We start from the raw sequence: 18,200 nt of genomic DNA on the forward strand, positions 1-18,200 counted from the left end.
TCATTCACCTCTTCGGAGAATATCAAATACCTCCGGCATCTCAGTCAGTTTCACATAGATCCTCTGCTGAGCATATGGTGCACTCTCCATAGCTTCGCCCTCTTCATTATAAATGGCTTCCACTGTGACCGGAATATTCCTTCCGTCCGGTTTCATGATCTCGATGGTCTCTCCTACAGAAAACTTGTTTCTCTGTGTCAGTCTTGCCAGACCTCTCTCATCGATCTCTTCTGCAAATCCAAGATATGTGTATTCTCTTACATATGTGTTGCTGTCATAGATCTGGGTATTCTCATCCGGCTTTCCGTAAAAAAATCCGGTGGTAAACTGACGGTAGGTACAGTTTGAGATCTGCTCCTGATACCACGGCATATTTGCATGATATTTTTCCGGACTTTCCATACAGTCGTCAATGGCTTTGCGGTAGGTTCTTGCCACTGTTGCCACATAAAGAGCTGTTTTCATACGTCCTTCGATCTTCAGGCTGTCAATACCGCTTGTAAGGATATCTTCCATATGTTCTACCATACAGAGATCCTTGGAATTAAAAATAAAAGTTCCTCTCTCATTTTCAAATACCGGCATGTATTCTCCCGGACGCTTCTCCTCCACAACAGAATATTTCCATCTGCAGGGATGGGTACAGGCTCCCTGATTGGCATCTCTTCCTGCCATAAAGTTACTGAGAAGACATCTTCCGGAATAGGAAATGCACATGGCGCCGTGGATAAACGTTTCAATCTCCATATCCTCCGGAATATGTGCCCGGATCTCCCGGATCTCTTCCAGAGAAAGCTCTCTTGCACTTACCACACGTTTGGCACCAAGGTTATACCAGAAACGGTAAGTCTCATAATTGGTATTATTTGCCTGTGTACTGATGTGACGCTCGATCTCCGGGCAGATTTCCTTTGCATACATAAAGATTCCCGGATCTGCGATGATCAGTGCGTCCGGTCCGATCTCCTTCAGTTCCTGAAGATATTCTCTTACGCCCTCAAGATCACGGTTATGCGCCAGGATGTTTACTGTCACATAAACCTTTACGCCATGGGAATGGGCAAATGCGATTCCCTCACACATATCTTCTTTTGAAAAATTCTTAGCCTTTGCGCGAAGTCCAAAAGCTTCTCCGCCGATGTAAACAGCATCTGCACCATATATGACGGCAACCTTTAAAACCTCAAGGCTGCTCGCCGGAACCAATAGTTCTGGTCGTTTCATAAGCCTGTTCTCCTGTTTTTACACTTACAGCCGCTCCGTCTCCAAGAGGAAGCACCGATGTACGAAGCACCGGACTGTGAGTCAGCTGCCAGAGATATTCTCTCATTCTTTTATAGATTGTACGGTTACGCCGTTCCACAAGATAATGAGATTCAATAATATCCCCTTCCTGCAGCACGTTGTCAGATACCAGTACGCTTCCCTCTTTCATCAGTCTCAGCACGTCAGGAAGCCAGTGGATATACTGGCCCTTGGCTGCATCCATGAAGATCATATCAAAGGTTCCGGTAAGATTCTTCAGGATCTCTCCGGCATCTCCCTCCAGAAGCGTGATCTGTGACTCTCTTCCTGCGCGCCTGAAATTATCCTTTGCGACAGGAATTCTTTTTTCATAATTCTCTATGGTAACAATTTCCATATCTTCCGGCCCATACTCACACATAAGAAGTGTGGAGAAGCCTACGGCAGTCCCCACCTCCAAAATGCGCTTCGGTTGTTTCAGTGCCAGAAGCATCCTCATAAAGCTCTGCATATCTCTCCGGATGATCGGCACCCGGTCTGCAAGTGCCTTTGTCTCCAACTCCTGCAGAAATGGAGTATTCCCCATATCCAGTGAATTGATATAGGTCTGCATGCGTTCTTCTACGATCACTGGCTGTTCGATCCTTCCTTGCTCTCTTCTCCTGACAGCACTGCCATGATCCTGGTCGGTGTATAGGCTGTACTGAGAAGGTATGTACCGGCTTTGATCTGTCCGTGATATGCGGACATTCTTTCCTGTATGGTAAATGCAAGCGCATCCTTGACAAGGCCCTTCTGCTCCAGTGTCTTGCCTACTTTATATGCAGAGGCACCTTCTTTTATGACTACCGTGACCTGCTGTCCCTCTCCCGGGCTCATAGCCTGCTGGTTAAACACATCGTAGCCAAACTGATATGCTGATTTTCCAACCCAGATCAGAAATACGATAATAAAGATATATACAGCGGTTTTAAATACCCCTCCAGCCAGAAAAACGCCGGCCCTGCCAACCTTGTCTCTTGTGTCTGCCATAGTCTTTCCTCCTATAAGTCAGGAATCTGTATGTCGATCCCGTCCACCAGCGTCCTGCATATCCGCTGCATCAGTTTGCACAGCGCAAGCTCAGCGTCGAGATAGGCATTTACTTTCAGGTTCTGTCTCAGACTTGCAGACTCCTGATTGAGCTGTTCCGCAATATGGAACAGCTCATCCTTGTCTGAATGGTTCTGCAGTCTGAAATTATCTCCACGGAATCTCATCACTCTGGCTTTCAGCTCAGGATCCGCTTCAAGCTGGGCTGCCTGTTTCTGATATTCCTGATATTCATCGCTTCTGTGCACAGCATCGAGAAGCTTCTCGATCTCCATGCTGATCTCATCCATGAACCTACGCCTCCATAATGATAGGCAGGATCATAGGATTTCTCTTGGTCCGTTTCCACAGATACTCTCCAAGGGCATCCTTGACCTCGGTTTTGATCTTGCCCCAGTCCGTGATATTGTTCTCCAGGCAGGAATCCAGTGCAGTTTCCACAACCTGTCTGGCATGCTCCATAAGATCCTCAGATTCTCTTACATACACAAAACCTCTGGAAACGATATCCGGACCTGCGAGAACTACATTACTGTGGCGCTCCAGTGTCATAACTACGATCATGATTCCATCTTCAGACAGATGCTGACGGTCACGGAGTACGATATTTCCCACATCGCCAACGCCAAGTCCGTCTACGAAGATCGCGCCTGTATGAACGCTTCCTGTCACCTTGGCATCCTGTCCGTCCAACTCCAGAACATTTCCGGAAGAAAGGATAAAAATATTCTCCTTCGGGATTCCCAGATCTTCCACAATGTGTTTCTGTGCAGTCAGATGACGGTACTCACCATGGATCGGAATGGCATATTTCGGTTTTACGAGGGAGTAGATCAGCTTGATCTCCTCCTGGCAGGCATGTCCGGAAACATGGACATCCTGGAAAATAACCTTGGCTCCCTTCATAGACAGTTCGTTGATGACCTTGGAAACTGCCTTTTCATTTCCGGGGATCGGATTGGAGCTGAAAATGATGGTATCGTTAGGCTTGATCGTGATCTTCTTATGGATATTGGCTGCCATACGGGAAAGTGCCGCCATGGACTCACCCTGGCTTCCGGTTGTGATCAGAACCACCTTATCGTCCGGATAATTCTTCACCTGATCGATCTCGATCAGTGTGTTCTCCGGGATCTGCAGATAGCCAAGCTCTGACGCTACGGAAATAACATTGACCATACTGCGGCCTTCCACAGCAACCTTTCTTCCGAACCGGTATGCAGTGTTAATGATCTGCTGCACACGATCCACGTTGGATGCAAAGGTTGCAATGATGATCCTGGATGTCCGGTACTCATTAAAAAGATTATCAAATACATGTCCCACTGTACGCTCGGACATTGTAAATCCCGGTCTCTCTGCATTGGTACTCTCACACATCAGTGCAAGCACACCCTTCTTGCCGATCTCTGCAAAACGCTGCAGATCGATGGCATCTCCAAATACCGGTGTATAATCAACTTTAAAGTCTCCTGTGTGTATCACGATTCCCACCGGTGAATAAATAGCAAGTGCGGATGCATCCTGGATACTGTGATTCGTTTTGATAAATTCCACAGCGAAATCCCCAAGATTGATCACCTGCCCGTGTTTTACCTCTTTCAATTTGGTAGAACGCACAAGGTTATGCTCTTTCAGTTTGTTGCGGATCAGTCCCAGTGTCAGCTTGGTAGCATAGATCGGAACATTGATCTCTTTCAACACATACGGAAGGGCTCCGATATGATCCTCATGTCCGTGAGTGATCACAAATCCCTTCACCTTGGAAATATTTTCCTTAAGGTATGTTACATCCGGAATGACCAGATCGATTCCCAACATATCGTCCTCAGGGAAAGAAAGGCCACAGTCTACAACTACAATACTGTCGCCATACTCAAAAGCGGTAATGTTCATTCCGATCTGCTCCAGACCGCCAAGTGGTATGATCTTAAGCTTGGATGTTGTTCTGCGGCCGGTTTTCCGACCGGATGGCCTGCCGCCGGTCTTTGCCGGTTTCTGTGTGTTTCTGCTGTTTTTTACAGCGCCACCGGCTGCTGTTTTCTTTGCTGTTGGCCGGAAAGGCTTATCCTGACGGTTTTTGCTGCCACCACGATACTGTCTTGTTCTTGATCCGGCATTCTTTTGTCTTGCTGCGGTTCTTCTGGCACCGCCTGCAGAAGCTTGTACTCTGCTCTCCGCATTTTTGTTGTCATCGTTGTTCTCGCTTTTCAAAAATCGCTCCTCCATTCAAAATTCACGTCATCCAGCATCTGCTGAAAAACTGCATATACAGCCTGAAGTTCGTCATCATCCTCGACCATCTCATAACAGGCTTCTGTACTTCCCGGAGCTGAAATATCCTTCAGAATATATGCGTCTGCTTCCTCATCCTGTGAATCGGACACCAAAAGATAAGTCACACCCGCAATATTGGTCTGCTCCTCTACGTAAAACTCAGCAGCTGTGCCGTCGTCTGACTGAAATATTATTTTTTCCATATTTAATTCTTCCTTATCCGTTCTTGTCAAGCGGATATTCGCAATCCGCATTTGCTACCTGATCCGCTCAAAATATCTATCTGCGTTTCCGATCATTCTTCCACGCCTTCCTGCTGCTCTCTTCTGTGTGCGGCAGCATCCAGATATCCCTGCAGGATAAAAACTGCCGCTACCTGATCCAGATACTGTTTGCGGTCTTCCTTATGCACACCGGTCTCCTCCAGAGTACGGTCTGCCGCCATGGTAGTCAGTCTCTCATCCCACATAACAACTGGCAGACCCGTACGTTTCTCCAGCATTTCCTTAAACTCCAGAGATTTCTCGGCCCGCTCTCCTACTGTATTGTTCATGTTTTTCGGGTATCCCAGAACGATCTCCGTAACCTGATACTCCGAAATGATCTCTTCAATACGTGCCAGAGTACGACGAAGCTTGTTTTCCTGCTTGCGCCATACGGTTTCCACACCTTGGGCTGTCAGACCAAGGGGATCGCTCACTGCAACCCCAACGGTCTTCGAGCCATAGTCCAGTCCCAGTACTCTCATATTACCGTTCCCAGGACTTATTCTTGATATACTCGGTAAGAAGCTCTTCTACCAGTTCATCACGTTCCACCTTCATGATCATGCTTCTCGCACCCTTGTGGCTTGTGATGTAGGTCGGGTCTCCGGACATAATATATCCTACGATCTGATTCACCGGATTGTAGCCCTTCTCATCCATTGCATTGTACACCAGATCCAGGACTTCTTTTACCTGAAGCTCCTGATCCGGTTTTGTTCTGAAATACTGTGTATTTCCCAGATTATTCTCTGCCATTGTCTCTCACGTCCTTAAAATATATTCTTTTTTATTTTAATATAAATTTACATAAATTACAATCTTAAATTTAACGAGGATTGCGGATACAAACTGTCAACGTTACTGTTCATTCCGTTCTCAGTAACACGCTTCGCAAAATATTACCAGTGAACAAACAACCTTTCAACATACGATCCCGTTCTTCACTCCACGGCTTCACCGGTCATGATATGCTCTTCAAGAAAACCTTCTGCCTTTACGATTACGATATCATTTACGCCATAAGCTTCCGATTTCGGTACAGCAGTTTTTATATACTCCCGGCTGTGTCCCAGATACCAGGTCCGTCCATCCTTTGTATACTCTTCCTCGATCAGTACCTCCAGGTTTTTACCAAGCATGGATTTCTCATAATCCCCTGCATGACGATGATGCAGCTCGATCATCTTCTCACTGCGGAAGGATTTCTCCGCCTCTGTCAGCTGTCCGTCCATAGCAGCCGCCTTTGTTCCCTGTCTTCTGGAATATTTGAAGATATGAGTCTCGTAAAAACGGATGCTGTCCACAAAATCATAGGATTTCCGGAATTCTTCCTCCGATTCCTGCGGAAAGCCTACGATCACATCCGTTGTCAGTGCCGGATTTCCATACACTTCTCTTAAAAGCTCACAGCGTTCTCTGTATTCCCCGCTTCTGTATCTGCGGTTCATCCTCTCCAGGGTCTCATCACAGCCGCTCTGCAGAGAAAGATGGAAATGCGGGCATACCTTCGGCAGCGCCGCGATCCCTTCCGCAAATTCTCTTGTAACGATTCCCGGTTCCAGCGATCCCAGACGGATACGCCTGATTCCTTCGATCTCATGCACAGCACGGATCAGAGAAAGCAGCGTCTCTTTTTTCTCCTCCGGGAAATCCACTCCATAGGAGCTTAAATGGATTCCTGTAAGGACCACTTCCTTATACCCTTTTTCCGCAAGTGCACGGACCTCCTTCAGCACACTTTCAATATTTCGGCTTCTGACACGGCCTCTTGCATAGGGAATGATACAGTACGTACAGAACTGATTGCATCCGTCCTGAACCTTGATATATGCCCTTACATGTTCTGCTGTATGATCAATGGAAAGTTCCTCATACTCTTTTGTCTGATTGATCTTGATCACATGGGAACCATGGCCCGGTTTGTTTTCCGCATATTCGGCCAGTGCCTCCACAATATTGATCTTCTGGTTATTTCCCAGAACAAGATCAATGGCTTCGTCTTTTTCCAGTTTCTCGCCACCGGTCTGTACATAACAGCCCGTTGCCACCACGATCGCTTCCGGATTCATTTTTTTTGCTTTGTGGAGCATCTGTCTTGATTTTCTGTCTGCAATATTGGTTACTGTGCAGGTATTGATCACATAAATATCCGCTCCCGGCTCAAAAGGCACGATCTCATATCCCGCCTCCTCCAGAAGCTGCTGCATGGCCTCGATCTCATAGGCATTTACTTTGCAGCCCAGGTTGTGTAATGCAACTTTATTTCCCATTTTTCCTCACTTTTTTTACACTTTAACTAATTATTAAAACAATTTTTATCTCTTTTCACCTTGACTTTTTGGGTACTGACAGGTAAGATGAAAGCTGTAAAACAACAAAAATTTATCAAGGGAGGTTATTATAATGAAAACAGCTAAAATCTCACTGAATTCCATCGATAAGGTGAAAGCATTCGTAAACGAGATCAGCAAATTCGACTGCGATTTTGATTTAGTATCCGGAAGATATGTGATCGATGCAAAATCCATCATGGGTATCTTCAGCCTGGATCTTTCCAAGCCGATCGACCTCAACATCCATGCAGATGGCGCTGCTCTGGATAACGTAATGCAGATTATTTCCAAATATACAATCGACTAATCTATACTGTATATTTGAGAGGAACTGTATCGGATACAGTTCCTCTTTTTTCATGCTTTCAGAATCCTTCTGTTCTCAATGAACTCCCTTTTCCTGATATATCGGTAATTCCAGGGAACCTCTGCAGCGAGGTTCCCTGTTTGTTTTTTCTTATCTAAAAACGGATTACTGAATTTCAATGATCTCTGTGGTATTCAGAGCCGTTTCCATAAGCTCATCGATTTTCTCAGAAAGCTTCTGCTCAGAACGGCGGATCACCTTAAGATTCGGCTTTGTTACAGGATGTTTCGCTACAAAGATGGTACAGCAATCCTCAAACGGCTGAATAGAAGTCTCAAAGGTATCGATCTTTCTGGAAATACGGACGATCTCCTCTTTATCAAAGCCGATCACCGGACGATATACCGGAAGTGTGCAGACCTCATTTGTAGAAGCAAGGCTCTGTAAGGTCTGGCTTGCAACCTGTCCGATGCTCTCACCTGTGATAAGTCCGAGACAACGGTCTTTTTTAGCGAAATGCTCGGCAATACGCATCATATATCTTCTCATGATAATAGTAAGCTCATCATGAGGACACTGATCATAAATATAAAGCTGTATATCTGTAAAGTTAACTACATGGAGACGGATCGGTCCGCTGTATTTGGCTACCAGGCGGGCAAGATCCACTACCTTCTGTTTTGCGCGCTCACTGGTGTAGGGCGGTGCATGGAAATATACCGCATCGATCTTGACACCACGTTTTGCGATCATATAGCCGGCAACCGGACTGTCGATCCCACCGGAAAGAAGAAGCATGGCTTTTCCGTTTGTTCCGATGGGCATTCCGCCTGCGCCCGGAATGGTCTGGGAATATACGTAAATCTTGTCACGGATCTCAACAGAAAGATCCAGCTCCGGATGATGAACATCTACACTTGCCTCCGGGAACGCATCCAGGATACGTCCGCCAAGCTCAGCGCTGACTTCCATGGAGCTGATCGGATAGGATTTCTTTGCGCGGCGTGTCCAGACCTTGAAGCTTCCGTTAAAGTCCGGATGCCACTGCTTCATATAACCCACAACATCTTCGGCAAGCTTCTCAAAGCCCTGTTCTTCATAGATCATAACCGGGCAGATGCCTACAATACCGAATACATGCTGCAGCGCATCTACAGCCTCATCGTAATCATAATTCTCCGGGCAGAATACATAAACTCTTCCCTGCTCTTTTTTTACTTCAAAATCTCCCTCGATCTTGGAGAGTGCGATCTCCATCTGATGTACGAGAGCATCTTCAAAACGATAGCGGTTTTTTCCCTTAAGGGCAATTTCCGCATATTTGATCAGAAATGCATGTACTAACATAAAAATCCCTTTCTTCTGTATTCTCTATCGACGTGCATACCTGCGCAGCATCGGAATTGTTTTTCCCAGTGCTTCCAGGCAGTAATCTACCTCTTCAAAGGTATTTTCCTCACAGAAACTGATGCGGACGGTACTCTCCACATCCGCTCTTGAAAGTCCCATAGCTGTCAGTGTTGCACTTGGTTTTCTCTTATGACTGGAGCATGCACTTCCTGCGGAAATATATACTCCGAATTCTTCCAGCGTATGGAGAAGAACCTCACTCCGTACTCCGTGGAAGGTTACACTCATGATGTGTGGCGCTCCCTCCATTAACGGCATTCCGTTGACAGTGATATCGCCAAGCTTTGAAAGTCCCTCTGCCATCCGTTCTTTCAGGTCATAAAGGTGCTGCATTTTTTTATCAAAATCCGTATATACCATCTCTGCGGCAACGCCAAGGCCTGCGATTCCCGGCACATTGTCTGTTCCGGAACGCATACCGTTCTGCTGTCCGCCGCCAAGGATCTGCGGCTGTACTCTTACTTTTTCGTTAATATAGAGAAAGCCTACGCCCTTTGGTCCATGGATCTTGTGGCTGCTCACGGAAAGAAGATCGATCCCCAGCTTTTTCGGATAGATACGATACTTTCCGAATGCCTGGATGGCATCTACATGAAAAAGTGCTTTCGGACTTTTTTCATGGACAAGCTTTCCGATCTCTTCTACCGGCATCACGGCTCCCACCTCATTGTTCACGTACATCACAGACACCAGAATGGTATCCGGACGAAGAGCCGCTTCCAGTGCATCCAGCTTTACAACGCCCTGATGATCAACAGGAAGAATAGTCACCTCATAGCCCTGTTCCTTCAGATAAGCAAAAGGCTGGGCCACTGCTGCATGCTCTACTGCAGTTGTGATGATATGGTTTCCCATACGCTTATTGGCTTCCACACCACCGATGATAGCAAGGTTATCCGATTCTGTTCCACCGGAGGTAAAAAGAATCTCTTTTTCATTCACTTTCAGTAATTTTGCAAGGGTCTGGGCACTTCTGCGGACATAATTCTCCGCTTCCATTCCCTTTTTATGCATGGCAGAAGGATTTCCGAAATCTTCTGTCATGGTTTTGCAGACAATATCCTTTACTTCATCGAAGCATCTCGTTGTCGCGGAATTGTCAAAATATGCTTCCATAGTTTATTCATCCTCCAGTTGAAACATCAGAACAGAAAGTACTGCAAGTCCCGCAGTTTCTGTCCGTAAGATCCGGTGTCCCAGGGTGATGGGTTTCGCACCGGCTTCCATGGCATCTGCCACTTCCTGCTCTTCAAAACCACCCTCAGGGCCGATAAAGACACCTATGCTTTTTCCCGGTTCGATCGACCGGATCAGTTCTTTCGTCTCTTTCATTCCCTTTGCAAGCTCATAAGGGATCAATAGAACGTCCAGTTCTTTTGCATAGACAAGGGCTTCTTTAAAGGTCATCACAGAATGTACCTCCGGCACCAGCATACGCTTGGACTGTTTTGCCGCACTTTCTGCGATCTGCTGCCAGCGGGATACTTTTTTTTCTGCTTTCTTATTGTCCAGTTTTACCACACAACGTCTGGTTGAAACCGGAACTACGGAATATGCTCCAAGCTCTACTGCCTTCTGGATGATCAGCTCCATCTTATCAGCCTTCGGCAGTCCCTGAAAAAGATAAATACGGTTCTGCAGCTCATAATCCGGCTCCTGTACATAGAGGATATGAAGTAGGACTTCATCCTCCCCCGCGTTTTCGATCACACAGTGATATTCTTTTTCCTTATCGCTGATCCAGAGCTCCTCGTCTTTTTTCATGCGGAGTACATTGACAATATGATTGACATCATTTCCTGTGATACGGATCTCATGTCTGTCCCTGTCGATCTGATGAGGTTCCACAAAAAATCGCTGCATGAGATCAGTCCTTTCTTGCTGTCACAGATACCCACTCGCCCTGATGAGTCACCTCAATAAGCGTCAGTCCGGCGTCTTTTACAGCCTTCACTACGACATCCTCCTTTACATCCAAGATGCCTGATGTAATGTAGTAAGCGCCTTTTTTCATCTGTGCAACGATCACCGGAGTCAGCGGTACCAGAACATCTGCCAGGATATTTGCAGTTACGATATCATATTTCTCATATCCGACCTGTTCCTGAACTTCTTTGTCATCGATGATGTTTCCGATCATCATGTCAAAGGATTTCTCCTCGATCTGGTTGGCCTCCTTGTTCTCAGATACTGCCGGAACTGCACAGGGATCAAGATCTGTACCAACCACATGACCTGCACCAAGCTTCAGTGCAACGATTCCCAGAATTCCACTTCCGGTTCCCACATCAAGGATCTCCATTCCCGGCTTCACAAATTTCTTCAGCTGACGGATCACAAGCTGTGTGGTCTCATGCATTCCTGTACCAAAGGCAGTTCCCGGATCAATGTGGAGGATCATCTTGTCCTTATCTTCTGCCTTCACTTCTTCCCAGGACGGTACGATCAGAATGTCGTCTACATAGAACTGATGGAAGTACTGTTTCCAGTTATTGATCCAGTCCTTGTCCTCTGTCTGGGATTCTGTGATGGTTGCCTCTCCGATATCCACAAAGCTTCTCAGATCCTCCAGTGCAGCCTTCACATCTTTCAGGATTGCCTCGGTATCCGCATCCTCTTCCAGATAGAAGTTCAGATATGCGATCCCGTCATCTGCTGGTCCTTCCGGCATAATATCCACAAACATCTGTGCCTTATCCTCATCGGTCAGCGGCTGCTTGTCCTGGATCTCCACACCTTCAATTCCCACCTCGGCAAGTGTACAGATCACAATATCCTCTGCCTCTGTTTTTGTCTTAAGTGTAAAACGGTTCCATTTCATCTTTTATATCTCCTTATGCTGTATACACATTTACGGATTTTCATTCCAGTCTGTCGCCTGTTTTCTATTGTCCCGAAAACGGGCACTTCTTTTAATATACACGAATACAGAAAAAAAAGAAAGAGGCATTTTGTGCCTCTTTCCTGTTTTCACTTTATTTATTCCTCAAACATTTCCTTAACTTTCTCACGGAAACCTTTTTTCTTCTTTTCGTTTTTTTCGGAAGTCTCGGATGTGCTGTCCTCTGACGGACGGTTTCCACATGCCGCATCAAAAGCTTCCAGAGCTTTCTTTGCTTCCTCATTGAGATTTGTCGGAGTCTGGACTACCAGGGTTACATAGTGGTCACCACGAACATTCTTGTTACGTAATGACGGAACACCTTTGCCCTTCAGGCGGATTCTTGTATCTGTCTGTGTTCCCGGTTTCACCTCATAGGAAACCTCACCGTCAACGGTATTAATACGCATCTCACCGCCGAGTGCAGCCTGTGCAAATGTGATCGGAGCTGTTGAAAAGATATTCATATCCTGTCTCTGGAAGATCGGATGACGGGCTACATTTACCTCAACCAGCAGATCTCCTCTCGGACCGCCGTTGGTTCCCGGCTCACCTTTTTCACGGATACGGATGCACTGACCATTGTCGATACCGGCCGGTACAGATACCTGGATCTTCTTTCTGGAAGAGGTATATCCGGTTCCACGGCAGGCACTGCATTTATCCTTGATCACCTTACCGGTTCCATTACAGTCCGGACAGGTCTGAACATTACGTACCATACCAAACATGGACTGCTGAGTGTAAACGATCTGACCCTGGCCTTTACATTTCGGACATGTGACCGGTGATGTTCCAGGTTTCGCTCCGGTTCCGTGACATGTGGTACACTCATCTTTAAGAACGATCTCCAGCTCTTTCTCGCATCCGAAAACCGCTTCCTCAAAAGTAATGTTCACACGTGCACGAAGGTTGGCGCCCTTCATCGGTCCGTTGTTGGCCCGTCTGGCTCTGCCTCCGCCGCCGAACAGGTCTCCGAAGATATCTCCGAAGATGTCTCCCATATCTGCGCCGTTGAAGTCAAATCCGCCAAAGCCGCCGGCTCCGCCTCCACCGCCGTTTTCAAATGCCGCATGACCAAACTGATCATACTGTCTTCTCTTGTCGGCATCACTTAAAACGGAGTAAGCCTCTGTCGCCTCTTTGAATTTCGCTTCAGCCTCTTTATCACCCGGATTTACATCCGGGTGATATTTCTTGGCCAGCTTACGATATGCTTTTTTTAATGTTGCGTCATCGGCGTTTTTATCCACACCTAAGACTTCATAATAATCTCTTTTATCAGCCATTGTAATTATTTCCTACTTGTCTTAGACTTCCTTGTAATCAGCATCTACAACATCATCGCCGTATCCTGCTTCATTTCCGCCCTGAGCACCAGAGTTTCCGCCCATGTTGCCCATATCCGGTCCAGGACCAGCCTGACCCTGAGCTCCCTGAGTCTGCTCATACATCTTGGAGAACAGCTTCTGAGCGCTCTCCATCATCTTCTCCTGTGCAGCTTTGATGTCTGCAACCTGAGAATCAGTAAGCTCCTGTGCATTTGCTGTCTGTGCAAGAAGATCCTTCAGTGCATTGAGGTCAGCCTCAACACTTGCTTTATCGTTTGCGTCAAGCTTGTCGCCAGCTTCTTTCAGTGCATTCTCAACCTGGAATACCATGGAGTCTGCATTGTTTCTTGTGTCGATAGCCTCTTTACGTTTCTTATCCTGAGCCTCGAACTCAGCTGCTTCTTTGACAGCTTTGTCGATATCGGAATCGGACATGTTAGAACCAGCTGTGATCGTGATGTGCTGCTCCTTACCTGTTCCAAGATCCTTAGCAGATACATTAACGATACCGTTGGCATCGATGTCAAATGTTACCTCGATCTGCGGAACACCACGACGTGCTGGCGGGATTCCATCCAGACGGAACTGGCCGAGGGATTTGTTATCCTTTGCGAACTGACGCTCACCCTGTACAACGTTGATATCTACAGCTGTCTGGTTGTCTGCTGCTGTGGAGAAGATCTGGCTCTTCTTTGTAGGAATTGTAGTATTTCTCTCGATCAGACGAGTTGCGATACCACCCATTGTCTCAATGGACAGAGACAGCGGAGTAACATCCAGAAGAAGGATATCACCGGCACCTGCATCACCTGCAAGTTTACCACCCTGTACGGAAGCACCAAGTGCAACACACTCATCCGGGTTCAGGTTCTTGCTTGGCTCTTTGCCAGTTAACTGTCTTACCTTATCCTGTACAGCCGGGATACGGGAAGAACCACCAACCAGAAGTACCTGGCCAAGCTCGGAAGCTGTGATACCTGCATCAGACAGTGCACGACGAACCGGCTCAGCAGTCATCTCTACAAGGTCATGTGTCAGCTCATCAAATTTAGCTCTTGTAAGGTTCATATCGAAATGCTTCGGTCCCTCAGCTGTAGCTGTGATGAACGGAAGGTTGATGTTTGTTGTTGTTGCGGAAGAAAGCTCTTTCTTAGCTTTCTCAGCTGCCTCTTTCAGTCTCTGAAGAGCCATCTTATCGTTGCTAAGATCTACGCCCTCTGTTCTCTTGAACTCGGAAAGCATGTAATCTGTAACTTTCTTATCAAAGTCATCTCCACCAAGACGGTTATTACCAGCTGTGGAAAGAACCTCGATAACGCCATCACCGATCTCGATCACAGATACATCAAATGTACCACCGCCAAGGTCGTATACCATGATCTTCTGCTCTTTCTCATTGTCAAGACCATATGCAAGAGCTGCTGCTGTAGGCTCGTTGATGATACGTTTTACATCAAGACCTGCGATCTTACCTGCATCTTTGGTAGCCTGACGCTGAGCATCGTTGAAGTAAGCCGGAACTGTGATAACTGCCTCTGTTACTTTCTCACCAAGATATGCCTCTGCATCCTTTTTCAGTTTCTGAAGGATCATTGCGGAGATCTCCTGTGGAGAATATTTCTTGTCATCGATGGTTACACGGTAATCGGTACCCATCTCTCTTTTGATAGAGGAGATCGTTCTGTCTGCATTTGTAACTGCCTGACGTTTTGCAGGCTCACCTACCAGACGCTCTCCTGTTTTTGTGAATGCTACAACGGATGGTGTTGTTCTTGCGCCTTCTGTATTTGCGATAACTGTCGGCTGTCCACCTTCCATTACGGCTACACAGCTGTTTGTTGTACCTAAGTCAATACCAATAATCTTTCCCATGATTTTTTCCTCCTGTTTTAGTCTGTATCTGTTAAAATAAAGTTTGTTGTCAGTTAGTTCGCAACCTTTACCATACTGTGGCGTACTACGAAATCCTTGTAGGTGTAACCCTTCTGGAATTCTTCCACCACGATGTTCTCTCCAACCTCTTCATCCTCCACATGCATCACTGCATTATGGAAATCCGGGTTGAATTCCTTTCCCACTGCTTCGATCGGCTTCACACCAAGCTCATCCAGTGTTGTGGTAAGCTGCTTGTAGATCATTTTCATTCCATCTGCAAAAGCATCGCCTTCCTGTGCCTGTGCAAGACCTCTTTCGAAGTTATCCACAACCGGCAGGATCTTTTCAACGATCTCTTTTGCTCCGATGATGTACATGCTGGATTTTTCTTTTTCCGTTCTTTTACGGAAATTATCAAATTCAGCCATGGTACGCTTCAGGCGATCGGTAAGTTCCTCCACCTTCTGCTCAGATTTATCTTTTTTCTTCTTTCCGAAGAAGGAAGTTTTTGATTTTTCTTCTTTTTTATCCTCTGAGGCAGCTTCTTCGCCTGGAGTATTGTTTTCTTCCTCCGGCAGATCTTCTCCCTCCGGTGTCAGGTTTTCTTCTTCCTGATCTCCGTCAGTTACGGGGATTTCCTTCTCCGCTTCCTGCTCTTCGGATGTTTTCTTTGTTTCCTCCGACACTTTTTTTCTACCGCCTTTCTAAGTTTTCTTCTTTTTCAAAACGTCATCCAGATGATTCTTCAGTTCCTTCAGACTGTCCACTACATTCTCATAATCCATTCGTTTGGGACCGATGATCCCGATGGTTCCGTACATTCCGTCTCCCAGTTCATATCTGGCAGTTACAATGCTGCAGTCCTTCATGGTCTGGATCGGCATCTCATCACCGATGTAAACCTGGATTCCTGTATTCTCTCCATCTGACATCTGTTCTTTTACAAGATCGGCAAGTTCATGCTTCTCCTCAAATGCGGAGATCAGCTCCGTTGCCTTCTCTTTATCGGCAAGCTCCGGATACTTGAAGATGTTCGTTGCACCTGAAGTATAGATCTCCATATCTTCCTCTTCCACATGAATGGTGGCTGCCACTGCATCCAGAACCGTTGCCACCACACCGCTGTGGCTGCCTGCCTGTTCCTTCAGTCTGGCGATCATCCCAAGGTTGATATCCTGGATTGGAATCCCATTGAGATTGGTGTTAAGAAGAAGATTCAGTTTTAGGATCGTCTGGTCGTCCATTTCCTCATCCAGATTGATGATCTGGTTCCGGACTGTGTTGTTGTCACTGACAACCACTGCCACAAGCTGAAGCTCGCTCATCCTCGACAGCTGGATGAACTTGACCTTGTTGCCGCTGTACTGCGGAACGGAAACCATGGTAGCATAGTTGGTATTGGAAGCAAGAACCTTCGCAACCTTCTTAAGCACCTTATCCATCTTATCTGTCTTCTCAATGATCAGATCTCGCAGCTCTGCGACCTCCGCTTCCTTCTCCTTCATCAGCTCATTGACGTAAAGTCTGTAGCCCTTATCTGAAGGAATCCTTCCTGCTGAGGTATGAGGCTGGACGATATAGCCCATATCTGTCAGGTCTGACATTTCATTTCGGATCGTTGCGGAACTTACATTGAGATCCGCATACTTGGAAATGGTCCTGGAACCAACCGGTTCTCCGGTCTCCATATAGGTCTTGATGATTGCTTTTAAGATTTTTTGCTTGCGCTCATTCAATACCTCTTCCATGAAGCCATCTCCTTTCCTTTTTATTCTTCCTGACGGATGTTGATTCTTTTTTTATATCTGTTAGCACTCATTTTAGTGGAGTGCTAACATCTACAGTCTTTAAGATATCACCATGTAAAATATTTGTCAATATGTTTTGAAAAAAAGTTCTTATTTTTTCAAAACAAAAAAAGCATCAGTACGATGCTTTTTTGTAATACTGGTCTATGCAGTTCTGTGCCCCGGCAAAAAATTCCGCTTCTGTTTTCTGTCCCAGCACATATTTCTGAAATTCCGTTCCCATGGACGAAACAGCTTCTATGGAATCGGCACACAGTGGTCTTGCCTTCAGCTTATAATCTTTCAGATATTGCCGGACCATTTCAATGCCATCCAGATCAAAATTCTTATCCTCGATCACATCCAGTCTTGCCGGACACATTTTTGTCAGCTGTCCGTAATTTTTGCTGGCCTCATATCCGGACACATACTGAAGGAACTTCAGAGCTGCTTCTTTATGATCAGAATTTTTATTCAGTACATACTGCCAGGTTGCGATATTGGTCACCTTCTCGTCAAATTCCGGAAATGGTGCCATATGGATCTTATCTTTTCCATACACGCCTGCATTCTGAAAAGTACTCAACACACCGGTATACATAAACATACATCCATACTGGCCGTTTATAAATTTTTCATTCAGCTGGTCATGCTGGTCGATCAGATTCTCCTCTGATATCATCCCTGTATCCAGCATTCGCTTCATATATTCTGCCGCTTCTCTTGTTTTCGGATCCGTCCAGTCTGTATAATCTCCTCCGAAAAAATCGACATACTCGCTGATACTATTATATATGTAAGAAATCTCCCATGCATCCCCATATGCATATTTTCCCGTATTCTGAAGCTTTTTCTGAAGGATCTCAAGATCACTGAGACAGGAGAGTCTGTCCAGACCAGCCTGATCCAGCAATTCCTGGTTCACCCAGAATGCCATGATATCCATCCTGAACGGTACCGAAAAAATATGTCCGTCTGACATGCATATTTCTTTCAGGTATTCCTGCAGAAAATTCGCCGCTGTCTCCTCTGTCATAACCGTATCTTCCAGCGGAAGAAGAAATCCCTTATGTTTAAATTCGGATATCATCTCATCATTTACTGTGATCAGATCAACAGAATCATCTCCTGATGTCAGAAGAGTTGCTATTTTGGCCTGGCGATTGTCCGCATTGGCCGGACATTTTTCAATATGGATCTTTATTCCAAGATCTTTTTCCGCCTGGCTGATAAAAGAATCAAAGCCTTCTGTGCCTGCATCCACATGAAGGATCGTCAGTTCCTGTCTGTTCTCCGGCACAATATCAGATGCAGCCTCCTTCTTCTGGACTCCACATCCTGTCACTGCCAGAGCCAGGGCAAATACCCCGCAAAATACCTGTTTTTTCAATCTCTA

Annotated in this window: 19 protein-coding genes; 1 reads left to right on the forward strand and 18 read right to left on the reverse strand. The window is 46.1% G+C overall.

All coding sequences use genetic code 11. The features are described from left to right. From DW694_RS03445 to mtaB, 9 genes are all read right to left on the reverse strand, one after another. Nucleotides 1-1,224 carry a U32 family peptidase gene (locus DW694_RS03445; RefSeq protein ID WP_118752551.1) on the reverse strand — a complete coding sequence of 408 codons (1,224 nt, stop codon included), beginning with the start codon at nucleotides 1,222-1,224 and terminating at the stop codon, nucleotides 1-3. Beyond that, nucleotides 1,184-1,876: an O-methyltransferase gene (locus tag DW694_RS03450; protein ID WP_118513092.1), complete on the reverse strand. Its 693-nt coding sequence runs from the start codon at nucleotides 1,874-1,876 to the stop codon at nucleotides 1,184-1,186. The genes DW694_RS03445 and DW694_RS03450 overlap by 41 nt, the downstream gene beginning before the upstream one ends. Further along, nucleotides 1,873-2,277 carry an endolytic transglycosylase MltG gene (locus tag DW694_RS03455; RefSeq protein WP_118513091.1) on the reverse strand — a complete coding sequence of 135 codons (405 nt, stop codon included), beginning with the start codon at nucleotides 2,275-2,277 and terminating at the stop codon, nucleotides 1,873-1,875. Before DW694_RS03455 ends, DW694_RS03450 begins: the two co-directional genes overlap by 4 nt. Before the next feature lie 11 nt (nucleotides 2,278-2,288). Then, nucleotides 2,289-2,627 carry a YlbF family regulator gene (locus tag DW694_RS03460; protein WP_118752552.1) on the reverse strand — a complete coding sequence of 113 codons (339 nt, stop codon included), beginning with the start codon at nucleotides 2,625-2,627 and terminating at the stop codon, nucleotides 2,289-2,291. 4 nt (nucleotides 2,628-2,631) lie between these two features. Further along, complete coding sequence (locus DW694_RS03465; protein WP_118513134.1) at nucleotides 2,632-4,266, reverse strand: ribonuclease J; 1,635 nt, start codon at nucleotides 4,264-4,266, stop codon at nucleotides 2,632-2,634. A gap of 281 nt (nucleotides 4,267-4,547) precedes the next feature. After that, entirely contained in the window at nucleotides 4,548-4,817 is a 270-nt protein-coding gene (locus tag DW694_RS03470) for a DUF1292 domain-containing protein (protein WP_059086846.1), read from the reverse strand. A 92-nt stretch (nucleotides 4,818-4,909) separates the two neighbouring features. After that, nucleotides 4,910-5,362 carry a Holliday junction resolvase RuvX gene (gene ruvX, locus DW694_RS03475; RefSeq protein ID WP_092071282.1) on the reverse strand — a complete coding sequence of 151 codons (453 nt, stop codon included), beginning with the start codon at nucleotides 5,360-5,362 and terminating at the stop codon, nucleotides 4,910-4,912. Between the two features lies 1 nt (nucleotide 5,363). Continuing rightward, entirely contained in the window at nucleotides 5,364-5,636 is a 273-nt protein-coding gene (locus tag DW694_RS03480; RefSeq protein WP_015527087.1) for an IreB family regulatory phosphoprotein, read from the reverse strand. A 185-nt stretch (nucleotides 5,637-5,821) separates the two neighbouring features. Continuing rightward, entirely contained in the window at nucleotides 5,822-7,150 is a 1,329-nt protein-coding gene (gene mtaB, locus DW694_RS03485) for a tRNA (N(6)-L-threonylcarbamoyladenosine(37)-C(2))-methylthiotransferase MtaB (protein ID WP_021652336.1), read from the reverse strand. 133 nt (nucleotides 7,151-7,283) lie between these two features. Here mtaB and DW694_RS03490 point away from each other — a divergent pair, with 133 nt between their 5' ends. Then, on the forward strand, nucleotides 7,284-7,520 hold the full coding sequence (locus tag DW694_RS03490; protein ID WP_015527084.1) for an HPr family phosphocarrier protein: 237 nt from the start codon (nucleotides 7,284-7,286) through the stop codon (nucleotides 7,518-7,520). Between the two features lie 165 nt (nucleotides 7,521-7,685). On the opposite strand, the gene thiI is transcribed toward DW694_RS03490, so the two are convergent. The 9 genes from thiI to DW694_RS03535 all read right to left on the reverse strand — a co-directional run bounded on the left by thiI (nucleotide 7,686) and on the right by DW694_RS03535 (nucleotide 18,194). Then, the gene (gene thiI / locus DW694_RS03495) at nucleotides 7,686-8,867 is read right to left on the reverse strand and encodes a tRNA uracil 4-sulfurtransferase ThiI (protein WP_015527083.1); all 1,182 of its coding nucleotides are present in this window, start codon (nucleotides 8,865-8,867) and stop codon (nucleotides 7,686-7,688) included. Nucleotides 8,868-8,891: 24 nt separating this feature from the next. Then, a complete protein-coding gene (locus tag DW694_RS03500; RefSeq protein ID WP_118752555.1) occupies nucleotides 8,892-10,046 on the reverse strand; it encodes a cysteine desulfurase family protein in 1,155 nt (384 codons plus the stop codon). Between the two features lie 3 nt (nucleotides 10,047-10,049). Continuing rightward, a complete protein-coding gene (locus DW694_RS03505; RefSeq protein WP_092071274.1) occupies nucleotides 10,050-10,793 on the reverse strand; it encodes a 16S rRNA (uracil(1498)-N(3))-methyltransferase in 744 nt (247 codons plus the stop codon). A 4-nt stretch (nucleotides 10,794-10,797) separates the two neighbouring features. Beyond that, the gene (gene prmA, locus DW694_RS03510) at nucleotides 10,798-11,751 is read right to left on the reverse strand and encodes a 50S ribosomal protein L11 methyltransferase (protein WP_118752556.1); all 954 of its coding nucleotides are present in this window, start codon (nucleotides 11,749-11,751) and stop codon (nucleotides 10,798-10,800) included. A 158-nt stretch (nucleotides 11,752-11,909) separates the two neighbouring features. Next, the gene (gene dnaJ / locus DW694_RS03515; protein WP_118752557.1) at nucleotides 11,910-13,100 is read right to left on the reverse strand and encodes a molecular chaperone DnaJ; all 1,191 of its coding nucleotides are present in this window, start codon (nucleotides 13,098-13,100) and stop codon (nucleotides 11,910-11,912) included. Nucleotides 13,101-13,121: 21 nt separating this feature from the next. Further along, nucleotides 13,122-15,014, reverse strand: a complete 1,893-nt coding sequence (dnaK, locus tag DW694_RS03520; protein WP_118752558.1) for a molecular chaperone DnaK — start codon at nucleotides 15,012-15,014, stop codon at nucleotides 13,122-13,124. 53 nt (nucleotides 15,015-15,067) lie between these two features. Further along, the gene (gene grpE / locus DW694_RS03525; RefSeq protein WP_059085388.1) at nucleotides 15,068-15,703 is read right to left on the reverse strand and encodes a nucleotide exchange factor GrpE; all 636 of its coding nucleotides are present in this window, start codon (nucleotides 15,701-15,703) and stop codon (nucleotides 15,068-15,070) included. Between the two features lie 18 nt (nucleotides 15,704-15,721). Further along, entirely contained in the window at nucleotides 15,722-16,765 is a 1,044-nt protein-coding gene (gene hrcA, locus DW694_RS03530; RefSeq protein WP_059085387.1) for a heat-inducible transcriptional repressor HrcA, read from the reverse strand. 175 nt (nucleotides 16,766-16,940) lie between these two features. Further along, a complete protein-coding gene (locus tag DW694_RS03535; RefSeq protein ID WP_244092794.1) occupies nucleotides 16,941-18,194 on the reverse strand; it encodes an extracellular solute-binding protein in 1,254 nt (417 codons plus the stop codon). Nucleotides 18,195-18,200 lie beyond the last annotated feature (6 nt).

The organism is Ruminococcus sp. AM26-12LB, assembly GCF_003480785.1.
Taxonomy (GTDB): Bacteria; Bacillota; Clostridia; order Lachnospirales; family Lachnospiraceae; genus Blautia_A; species Blautia_A fusiformis.

Excerpts from the sequence above, each read along its gene's own strand:
- DW694_RS03445 (WP_118752551.1), bottom strand. The coding sequence starts at position 1,224 with ATGAAACGACCAGAACTATTGGTTCCGGCGAGCAGCCTTGAGGTTTTA.
- DW694_RS03455 (WP_118513091.1), bottom strand. The coding sequence starts at position 2,277 with ATGGCAGACACAAGAGACAAGGTTGGCAGGGCCGGCGTTTTTCTGGCT.
- DW694_RS03460 (WP_118752552.1), bottom strand. The coding sequence starts at position 2,627 with ATGGATGAGATCAGCATGGAGATCGAGAAGCTTCTCGATGCTGTGCAC.
- DW694_RS03470 (WP_059086846.1), bottom strand. The coding sequence starts at position 4,817 with ATGGAAAAAATAATATTTCAGTCAGACGACGGCACAGCTGCTGAGTTT.
- ruvX (WP_092071282.1), bottom strand. The coding sequence starts at position 5,362 with ATGAGAGTACTGGGACTGGACTATGGCTCGAAGACCGTTGGGGTTGCA.
- DW694_RS03480 (WP_015527087.1), bottom strand. The coding sequence starts at position 5,636 with ATGGCAGAGAATAATCTGGGAAATACACAGTATTTCAGAACAAAACCG.
- mtaB (WP_021652336.1), bottom strand. The coding sequence starts at position 7,150 with ATGGGAAATAAAGTTGCATTACACAACCTGGGCTGCAAAGTAAATGCC.
- DW694_RS03490 (WP_015527084.1), top strand. The coding sequence starts at position 7,284 with ATGAAAACAGCTAAAATCTCACTGAATTCCATCGATAAGGTGAAAGCA.
- thiI (WP_015527083.1), bottom strand. The coding sequence starts at position 8,867 with ATGTTAGTACATGCATTTCTGATCAAATATGCGGAAATTGCCCTTAAG.
- DW694_RS03500 (WP_118752555.1), bottom strand. The coding sequence starts at position 10,046 with ATGGAAGCATATTTTGACAATTCCGCGACAACGAGATGCTTCGATGAA.
- DW694_RS03505 (WP_092071274.1), bottom strand. The coding sequence starts at position 10,793 with ATGCAGCGATTTTTTGTGGAACCTCATCAGATCGACAGGGACAGACAT.
- prmA (WP_118752556.1), bottom strand. The coding sequence starts at position 11,751 with ATGAAATGGAACCGTTTTACACTTAAGACAAAAACAGAGGCAGAGGAT.
- dnaJ (WP_118752557.1), bottom strand. The coding sequence starts at position 13,100 with ATGGCTGATAAAAGAGATTATTATGAAGTCTTAGGTGTGGATAAAAAC.
- dnaK (WP_118752558.1), bottom strand. The coding sequence starts at position 15,014 with ATGGGAAAGATTATTGGTATTGACTTAGGTACAACAAACAGCTGTGTA.
- hrcA (WP_059085387.1), bottom strand. The coding sequence starts at position 16,765 with ATGGAAGAGGTATTGAATGAGCGCAAGCAAAAAATCTTAAAAGCAATC.